Source organism: Nakamurella sp., from assembly GCF_048594475.1.
Taxonomy (GTDB): Bacteria; Actinomycetota; Actinomycetes; order Mycobacteriales; family Nakamurellaceae; genus Nakamurella.
In genome coordinates this window covers 1-2,250 of the sequence record NZ_JBMDXT010000474.1, presented here as the reverse complement: position 1 = coordinate 2,250, position 2,250 = coordinate 1, and the positions used below count along the sequence as shown (strand labels likewise).

At 74.4% G+C, this 2,250-nt stretch carries 4 protein-coding genes; 3 read left to right on the top strand and 1 reads right to left on the bottom strand.

Annotated features, from left to right (window positions below; genetic code table 11):
- The first annotated feature begins 148 nt into the window (after positions 1-148).
- The 3 genes from ACOJUF_RS21275 to ACOJUF_RS21265 all read left to right on the top strand — a co-directional run bounded on the left by ACOJUF_RS21275 (position 149) and on the right by ACOJUF_RS21265 (position 1,843).
- Positions 149-928, top strand: a complete 780-nt coding sequence (locus tag ACOJUF_RS21275; protein WP_420123812.1) for a peptidylprolyl isomerase — start codon at positions 149-151, stop codon at positions 926-928.
- Between the two features lie 166 nt (positions 929-1,094).
- On the top strand, positions 1,095-1,271 hold the full coding sequence (locus tag ACOJUF_RS21270) for a hypothetical protein (protein ID WP_420123811.1): 177 nt from the start codon (positions 1,095-1,097) through the stop codon (positions 1,269-1,271).
- Positions 1,268-1,843, top strand: coding sequence for a nucleotidyltransferase family protein (locus ACOJUF_RS21265; protein ID WP_420123813.1), 576 nt, complete (start codon positions 1,268-1,270; stop codon positions 1,841-1,843). Before ACOJUF_RS21270 ends, ACOJUF_RS21265 begins: the two co-directional genes overlap by 4 nt.
- Positions 1,844-1,874: 31 nt before the next feature.
- Here the strand turns inward: ACOJUF_RS21265 and ACOJUF_RS21260 are convergent.
- Positions 1,875-2,250: PTS sugar transporter subunit IIA (locus ACOJUF_RS21260; RefSeq protein WP_420123810.1), on the bottom strand; the 376-nt coding region annotated here is incomplete at its 5' end.

The following is a 2,250-nucleotide window of genomic DNA, read 5'->3' as shown; positions in this document are numbered from 1 at the left end:
GCTCGTGGTCGTCACGGGAGCGCAGCCAATCCAGGGTCGAGGGCATCGTTCCCACCCTATTGATCCGCGGCGATTCCCGGCCGCGGCCATGGCCGCAAGGGCCCGGGCCGATCCGGCGGGCCCGGGTGGGCGGTAGGGTCTTCCACCCATGACGACCCGGGTGGGCCAGACCCGCCGCACGACGACCGGGGCCGCCGCGGCCGCGCTGCTGATCGGCCTGCTGGCCGCCTGCTCCGGCCCGCCGGCCGCGACCGGGACCGGTGCGGCCCCGGCGACGGCGACGGCCGCATCGACCGCGCCCGCCGGGACGACCGGCGCCGCCGGGTACGGCACCGGCGCGTGCGCCCCCGTCGCCGGTGCGGCCACGCCCGTGCTGGAGTTCCCCGACGCCTTCGCCGACTGCCTGGACCCCGGCAAGGCGTACACCGCGACGATCACCACCTCGGAGGGGCCGGTCGTGGTGCAACTGGACACCGACCGCACGCCGATCGCCGCCAACAACTTCGTCAACCTGGCCCGCTCGGGCTATTACGACGACACCAGCCTGTTCCGCACGGAGGCCCGCACCGGGATCATCCAGGGCGGCTCGCCCCACACCCAGAACAACCGGGACCCCGGTCCCGGCTACACGATTCCCGACGAGGGCCTGCCGTTCAGCACGGCGGACTATGCGCCGGGCGTCATCGCCATGGCCAACTCCGGGCCGGACAGCGGCGGCGGCCAGTTCTTCTTCCTGTCGCAGGCCGCCGGCAGCTACCTGGGCGATCCCCAGGCGATCGGCGACAGCGCGGGCAGCTACGTCGTCTTCGGCCGGACGACGCAGGGACTGGATGTGCTGCAGAAGATCTCGGACCTGGAGTCCCCGGCGGGCAGCAGCACCCCGTCCCGCCCGGTGACCATCGAGTCGGTGACGATCACCGAATCCTGACCGCGGCCCGCGCCGTCCCCGCCGGCCGCCCTGCCGCCCCGGCATCGCCGGGCGTGACCGGAGTCCGGTTGAGCGGTTCCGGCCCCGTGGTCCAGAATGTGGGTGGGTGGAGCCCCGCCCGCTGGACCGGCGCCGTGCGAGTGCCCGGCCGACCCGAGGAGGACCCGTGGCCGCCAAGCGAGGCAAGGGCGTCGACCCGACCTGGCCGGACCTGCCGGACGGGCAGCACGCGCTCACCGAACTGCACACCGACGTCCAGGGCGCCCTGTCGCCGTTCGGCGACGTGGAGTTCCCCCTGACCAAGGTGCCCTACACGCATCCGACGACGGTCATCAACCGCTGACGGCCCGGGTCGCCGGCCTGCTGCTGGCGGCCGGTGCCGGTCGCCGCTACGGCCGGCCGAAGGCGCTGGTCGACACCGGTGACGGGCCCTGGGTCCGCCGGGCGCTGCGGGCGCTGGCCGGATGCGACCCGCTCCTGGTCGTCGTCGGCGCCGCGGCCGACGAGGTGACGGCCCTGCTGCCGGCCGGCGTCCCGGCCGTTCGCAACGAGGACTTCGCCTCCGGGATGGGCTCCAGCCTGCGGGCGGGATTGTCCGCGCTGGCGGTCCGGCCGGACGCCGCCGACATCGGCGCCGCCGTGGTGATGCTGGTCGACCTGCCCGACGTGGGCGACGCGGTCGTCCGCCGGTTGATCGACGCCGGGGCCGGGCCCGCAGCGCTGGCCCGCGCGGTCTATGCCGGCCGGCCGGGCCATCCGGTCCTGCTCGGTCGCGCCCACTGGCCCGGGGTCCTGGCCTCGGCGCGCGGCGACCAGGGCGCCCGGGACTACCTCGCCACCCACCGGGTCGCGGCGGTGGAGTGCGGCGACCTGGCCACCGGCACCGACGCCGACCGGCCGGGCCCGTCGTCATGACGAGCCCGGCCGGCCGGGTCCCCGAGCGGGGTCAGTCCTCGTTCACCGCGTTGAGCAGGTCGTAGAGCTCCTGCGCGGAGCCGGCCGCGACCAGCTTGTCGACCTCGTCGGTGTCGGAGAAGATGATCGCCACCTTGCCCAGGATCTCCAGGTGGCCGCCCTCGTAGCCGGCGATGCCGATGACGAAGCGGACCTCGTTGCCGTCCCAGTCGATGGGGTTCTCGTAGCGGATGACGGACAGGGCGGAGGCCTTGATCGAGTCCTTCGCCTCGTTGGTGCCGTGCGGGATGGCCAGGAAGTTGCCCATGTAGGTGGAGACCGACTTCTCCCGCTCGAACATCGCGTCGATGTACTCGGGGCCGACGGCCCCGGCGTCGACCAGGATCTGGCCGGCCTCCCGGATCGCG